Here is a 6,127-nt window from a genome sequence, read left to right as displayed (position 1 = left end):
AAGCCGCACTATCCGATATTAGACGGCCTTCGTGGTGTTGCAGCCATCATCGTTGTAACCTTTCACCTATGCGAGCCATTATCTACCAGCAATTTAGATAAACTTGTTAATCACGGTTATCTGGCTGTAGACTTTTTCTTTTTATTGTCGGGCTTTGTGATGGGCTACGCTTATGACGACAGATGGAATAAAATGACGGTCGGCGGTTTCTTCAAACGCCGTATCGAACGTCTTCAGCCAATGGTGGTTTTGGGGATGACCCTCGGCGCTATCGGATTCTATTTCACAGATTCTACGCTTTGGCCGCTCATTCATACTATTCCTGTCTGGAAGATGCTGCTGGTGATGCTGATAGGTTACACTATCCTACCCGTACCATTATCGCTTGATATACGTGGCTGGCAAGAGATGCATCCCCTGAATAGCGTGGGATGGTCATTGTTCTTTGAATACATTGCCAATATTCTTTATGCTATTTGGATCAGGAAATTTTCCAAAACGGCATTAAGTATTTTAGTGGGCATCGCTGCTATCGCACTCGCACACCTGGCAATCACGAACGGCGACGTAAGTGGTGGCTGGACACTGAATGTGGAACAGGTACGCATTGGGCTAACCCGTACCATGTATCCCTTCTTTGCCGGGCTGTTACTTTCACGTGTAGCGAAACCCACTCAAATTAAAAATGCCTTTTTATGGTGCAGCCTTTTGGTAGCTATCGTACTTTATATGCCACGCATTGGCGGTGCTGAGCATCTTTGGATGAACGGGATCTATGAATCTGTTTGCATCATCATCGTTTTCCCGCTTATCGTATACCTTGGCGCCAGCGGTGTGATGCAAACTCAAACAGAGAACAAGATATGCAAATTCTTGGGTGGTATATCTTATCCGCTTTACATGGTGCATTATCCGCTGGTTTATTTTTATGTTGCCTGGATCAGCAACCATAAAGGCGTTACAATTGTACAGGCATGGCCTTATGCGCTACTTATTTTAACAGGTGGGATTGCTTTGGCCTATGCCGCATTGAAATGGTATGATGAGCCGGTTCGCAAATGGTTGCGGAAAAAGCTTGCGTAGGATCTCAGATCCTTTCGTACCCTTACAGCAATGACGGTTATTTATTAACTTGCTTCCTTACTACATCACCATGCTCTACATCATTATCGCGATCATTATAATTATTGCCATATACTTTGCTAAACGCTCCAAAAAGCCAGCGGTGCAATGGCCTACCCAGCAATTAAAGGGATTGTTTACCCAGCATGTAGACTATTATAACAAGTTAAGCGATACTGATAAAACAGTATTTGAGCAAAAGATACAAACGTTTTTGAATACCGTACGGATAGAAGGCGTAGGCCTGGTGATAACAGATACCGACCGTATTATGGTAGCATCCAGTGCGGTGATACCCATTTTTGCTTTTAAAGACTGGACCTACCGCAATGTAACCAACGTGCTTTTGTATCCAGATACCTTTGATAAAGATTTCCAGTTTGAAGGGAACGAGGGTGAAGGTCGTAATATTATGGGCATGGTAGGTAGCGGTTTCATGAACGGACAAATGATATTATCGCGCAATGCACTCGTAAAAGGTTTCTCTAAAAATACCGGCATGGAAAATACCGGCATCCACGAATTTGTGCACCTGTTGGATAAAGCAGATGGCGCTACAGATGGCATCCCCGAGGGTTTTCTGTCGCATGAATACATTGAGCCCTGGGTACGGATGATGCACCAGGAGATCCACAAAATAGAAAGCGGGCATTCGGATATCGACATGTATGCCACCACAAACGAAGCAGAGTTTTTCGCCGTGGTATCCGAATACTTTTTTGAAAAACCCGACCAGTTTCAAACCAAACACCCCGAGCTTTATGATATGCTGAGTAAGGTATTTGGGCAAGATCCTGCAAAAGAATAACCACGATGACATTCGCCGATAAAGTGATCAATTTTAACCAGCGGCTGGAATACACCGGCCCGCCATTACCCAATGGTATCCGTATCATGAACCCATACAGGGAAGAAGAAAATGCCCTACGGATCTCTTCAGAATTTTATCGCAAATACTATAACGACGATAATAAGCGCCACCTTATTCTTGGTATTAACCCCGGCAGGTTTGGCGGCGGATTAACAGGGGTCCCATTTACCGACCCCAAGCGCCTGATATCTGAATGTGGCATTGCTTATGAGGGTAAGTTAACTCACGAGCCATCATCTGTTTATGTTTACGAAATGATAAACGCTTATGGCGGCGTGGAAGCGTTCTATAATAAGCTTTATATCAATTCGCTTTGTCCGCTGGGTTTTACGGCGATGGATAATAAGGGCAGGGAAAAGAATTACAACTACTATGATAGCCGGGAACTTAGTACTACAGTAACCCCTTTTATGATCGATAACATAAAAAAGCAAATTGCTTTGGGCTGCCATACCGATGTGGCATTTTGTTTTGGCACCGGCCAAAATGAGAAGTTTTTGAAGAAGCTGAATAACGAGCATGGGTTTTTCAAAAAGATAGTAGCGCTGGAACATCCCCGGTTTATTATGCAATATAAAAGCAAAACCAAACAGGCTTATATTGATAAGTATCTGGAAGCGTTTAGCGGGATATAAACTTACCTACCCCAATCGTCATTGCGAGGTACGAAGCAATCTCTTTAGGATAGTTGTACACCTTGCATGGTGGATTTGCTTAAAGAGATTGCTTCGTACCTCGCAATGACGCGTGGTGGGGACATATCGGTTTTACTACTTACTCATCATCACCAACCTTAGCCAATTCAGTGCCTTTGCTCAGCAGCTTCGCGCTTTCGGCCAGGCGGATAAACTCTGATCGGTAGCCTTCGCCATCGTCGCCTTTGCCGGCACGGGCGGTAGCAATAGCATGCGCAAAGCTGGCTTTTTGTTTGAACTTAGAATCGCGCAGCAGCATACCCACTTCAGCTACTGCAGATGCAAATTGGAAATCGGTTGAAGTAAGTTTAAAGTCTACAGGCTTATCATAAACAACCGCCTGGCTCATTTTACTTACTGATGAAACCGGCTCTTTGTACCTGAATTTTATGGTCATCATTTCTGATGAACCCGAAGCAGCAACCTTAACTTCGTTCTTCTGATACTTCAACGGGTCAACACTAACCATGTAATCATCTTTTATCCCGGCAGGTACAATCTCATAAAAGGCGGTAACGGTGTGGCCGCTGCCCATATCGCCGGCATCCTTTTTATCATCGTTAAAATCTTCCTTGTTTAAAATACGGTTCTCGTAACCCAGCAGGCGGTAAGCCTGTACTTTGGCCGGGTTAAACTCTATCTGCAGCTTTACATCTTTAGCAACAGTGAATAATGTGCCGCCAAACTCGCTCACCAATGTTTTACGGGCTTCGGTAATGTTATCAATGTAGGCATAGTTGCCATTGCCTTTATCGGCCAGGGTTTCCATTTTGCTGTCTTTATAATTACCCATACCATAACCCAAAACAGAAAGGAAAATGCCGCTTTCGCGTTTCTTCTCAATCAGCTTTTCCATATCATCATCGCTTGATGCGCCAACGTTAAAGTCGCCATCGGTAGCCAGTATAATACGGTTGTTGCCGGTTTTTATCAGGTTTTCGGCAGCAATTTTATAAGCCAGTTTAATACCCTCGCCACCAGCGGTAGATCCGCCTGCACTTAGGTTATCTATAGCATTTTTAATAGTCTCTTTTTTATCGCCGCTGGTTGATGGCAGCACCACACCCGCGGCACCTGCATAAACTACAAGGGCAACTTTATCTTGCGGGCGCAGCTGGTCTACCAGCATTTTTAGAGACGATTGTACCAGCGGCAGTTTATTGGCACTGTTCATAGAGCCCGATACATCTATCAAAAACACCAGGTTTGATGCAGGCAAATTTTTAGTAGCGATAGTTTTTGCCTTTAAGCCAATGCGTAGCAGGCGGTGTTTGGTATTCCACGGTGCCGACGAAAGCTCGGTATGTATGGCAACCGGACTATTATCCGTTGGGCCTGCAAGGTTGTAGTTGAAATAGTTTATCATTTCCTCCACACGCACAGCATCTGCAGGGGGCAATTGCCCGTTATTGATAAATCGCCTTACATTACTGTATGATGCCGCATCAACATCAACAGAAAAGGTTGATAGTGGAGTGGTACCGGCATTGGTGAAGCTATTTTCGGTGATGCCTTTGTAGCTTTCATTATCTTCTGCAGGGGCGGGGCTTACATACCCATAGCTGTTTACTCCCCTTATCATCATTTTTTGGGCAGATCCCGGGGCTCCGTTAACGACAATCCCCGATACCCGGCCCTGAAGCCTTTGTGGGGTACTTTTTAAGGCGTCTTTGTTATTTATCTGAGCAACACTGCCGGTTACATCTTTCCTTTTCTGAACTCCATAGGCGGTCACCACCACTTCGTTTAACGAGCTTGATGCCACTTTTAAGTACACATCAATTTTAGTTTTACTACCGATGGTGATATACTGCGGTTGAAAGCCAATAAAATTGAAGATCAGGGTTGCGTTATTATCGGACACGGTTATAGAATAGGTACCTTTAGCGTTTGTTTGCGTACCGGTACTTGTCCCTTTTAGTAAAACTGTTACGCCGGGTAATGGCAATTTGTCATCAGCAGAATATACAGTTCCGCTAATGGTGTGTGTTGTGCCACGTTTAAACCCGGTAAGTGCGGCAAACATCATGATAATTAATAAAAACCTTTTCATAATCTGTTACGTTTTTTATTACAGGATGCATTGCAGATAAGATTTCCATAAGCGGTTAAAAAAAATTATTTTGCACTCCGCTTGATGAAGTTTTTTACCAGACCAATTAAACCAGACGATACCGCAGACGAAGCTTTGCTTAACAGTTACCATAAAAACCGCGATTTAGAGGTTTTGGGTAAGCTGTATGAAAAGTATATGCCGCTTGTTTATGGTGTTGGCTTAAAGTATTTAAAAGATGAAGCAGCGGCGCAGGATGCCGTAATGGCCATATTTGAAGAGCTGGCACAAAAGGTACATCAGCATGAAATAAAACAGTTTAGGAGTTGGTTATATGTATTAAGCCGTAACCATTGCCTGATGCAGTTACGGGCCGGTAAAAAAATGGAGACCGTGGCTTTAGATGAGTTTATGGAATTTACGCCGGTTTTGCATCCTGATACTGAGAACCGCGAAGAAGCCATGCAAGCTTTGGAACGATGTATGGATAAGTTAATAGCAGCACAAAAAGAAAGCGTAAAGTTATTTTACCTTGACGAGAAGTGCTATAAAGAGATTGCCGATATAACCGGCTTTACCATGAACGAGGTAAAAAGTTATATACAAAACGGAAAGCGCAACCTTAAAATTTGCCTTGAGAAGAATAGTGAATAAACGGGACTACATATCGCAAATACAGAAGTATCTTAACGGAGAGCTTGATGCCCTTGCTATGCATAAATTAGAACGCGAGGCACAAAACGATCCGTTTTTAATGGATGCGCTGGAGGGATACGGTACTGTGGGCAGTCAGCAGGATAGCCTGAGTGCCTTGCAGCAGCGCTTACAAGCCCGCACAGCTACTAAAACCCGGCGCATAGTACCTTGGGCGGTAATATCTATTGCGGCCAGTGTAATAGGCTTTGTGGTGGTTGTTGGTGTGCTTTATCAGGGCAACGAAAAACCGCAGGCGCCTAAGGTGGCTATGAACCAGCCGCTGAAAGCCGGGCAATCAGATACAACACAGGTTTTAAAAGAAGAAAAGATCCAACCTGTTATTTCACAACCAGAAGGCAAAGTATATGCAAATGCAAAGGTACCGGCAGATAAAAACAAGGCTACCGTTTCAGTACGCAGATTACCAAATCCATCGCCGGGTGGGGCGTCTGAGGTGAATAACGAGTCGATGGATGCCGCAAAGAAGCTGCCGGATAGCTCGCATGTGGAGGATATGATAGTAGATTACATGGCTAACCAAAAGCAGGATACCGTTTTAGGTAGCGGCTATGTAGCCATAAATAAAGATAAGTCATCGTCATTGTCTGTATTAAAAAGTAAAGCCGATGGTGTTGCCGCAACAATGCAGCCCCGTAAACAGAGCGATAATAATCCATCTGCTTTAATGAG

6 protein-coding genes are annotated in these 6,127 nt (G+C 44.1%); 5 read left to right on the top strand and 1 reads right to left on the bottom strand.

Annotated elements, in window-relative coordinates; all coding sequences use genetic code 11:
- From JWQ85_RS16630 to JWQ85_RS16620, 3 genes are all read left to right on the top strand, one after another.
- Positions 1–1,083 (top strand): acyltransferase (locus tag JWQ85_RS16630; protein WP_299469981.1); only part of this gene is annotated, 1,083 nt, incomplete at its 5' end.
- Positions 1,084–1,132: 49 nt separating this feature from the next.
- Positions 1,133–1,930, top strand: a complete 798-nt coding sequence (locus JWQ85_RS16625; protein WP_367186237.1) for a zinc-dependent peptidase — start codon at positions 1,133–1,135, stop codon at positions 1,928–1,930.
- 5 nt (positions 1,931–1,935) lie between these two features.
- Positions 1,936–2,628 (top strand): uracil-DNA glycosylase family protein, encoded by a 693-nt coding sequence (locus JWQ85_RS16620; protein ID WP_299469980.1) that lies wholly within the window; start codon positions 1,936–1,938, stop codon positions 2,626–2,628.
- A 139-nt stretch (positions 2,629–2,767) separates the two neighbouring features.
- Here JWQ85_RS16620 and JWQ85_RS16615 read toward each other — a convergent pair whose 3' ends face one another.
- The gene (locus JWQ85_RS16615; RefSeq protein ID WP_299469979.1) at positions 2,768–4,741 is read right to left on the bottom strand and encodes a von Willebrand factor type A domain-containing protein; all 1,974 of its coding nucleotides are present in this window, start codon (positions 4,739–4,741) and stop codon (positions 2,768–2,770) included.
- A gap of 84 nt (positions 4,742–4,825) precedes the next feature.
- On the opposite strand from JWQ85_RS16615, the gene JWQ85_RS16610 reads away from it, so the two are divergent.
- Together JWQ85_RS16610 and JWQ85_RS16605 are read left to right on the top strand one after the other, a co-directional pair.
- Positions 4,826–5,395 (top strand): sigma-70 family RNA polymerase sigma factor, encoded by a 570-nt coding sequence (locus JWQ85_RS16610; protein ID WP_299469978.1) that lies wholly within the window; start codon positions 4,826–4,828, stop codon positions 5,393–5,395.
- On the top strand, positions 5,376–6,127 hold a 752-nt coding region (locus tag JWQ85_RS16605; RefSeq protein WP_299469977.1), incomplete at its 3' end, for a hypothetical protein. The genes JWQ85_RS16610 and JWQ85_RS16605, both read left to right, overlap by 20 nt.

The sequence above is a fragment of the Mucilaginibacter sp. genome (assembly GCF_028288105.1).
Taxonomy (GTDB): Bacteria; Bacteroidota; Bacteroidia; order Sphingobacteriales; family Sphingobacteriaceae; genus Mucilaginibacter.
Note: the sequence above shows the minus strand (reverse complement) of the source record. Positions and strands in the feature narration are given on the sequence as shown.